At 43.0% G+C, this 242-nt stretch carries 1 protein-coding gene; it reads left to right on the top strand.

What is annotated here, in order from left to right:
• A partial coding sequence (locus AAEY83_RS18005) for a hypothetical protein (protein ID WP_351061418.1) occupies nt 1-242 on the top strand: 242 nt, incomplete at both ends.

The following is a 242-nucleotide window of genomic DNA, read 5'->3' as shown; positions in this document are numbered from 1 at the left end:
CGAGTTGTTGGCTTTATGCGCAAACTTGGCCAACAAACGCTGTACGTATTAAGTAACTTTAGTGAACAACCTCAGACAATTACGGTTAATTTATCAAAAGTGCAATTAGCGGTACTTAGCGAACACACTCAATTGCATGACTTACTTGAGCAGCACAGCACCGAGATCACATCAGGGTCTCAAGGCGCAAGCTTCACACTCACACTTGATGCATTTAGCAGCGCAGTTTTAACTAATAAGGC

Source organism: Psychrobacter sp. TB20-MNA-CIBAN-0197, assembly GCF_040309765.1.
Lineage (GTDB): Bacteria > Pseudomonadota > Gammaproteobacteria > Pseudomonadales > Moraxellaceae > Psychrobacter > Psychrobacter submarinus.
Note: the sequence above shows the minus strand (reverse complement) of the source record. Positions and strands in the feature narration are given on the sequence as shown.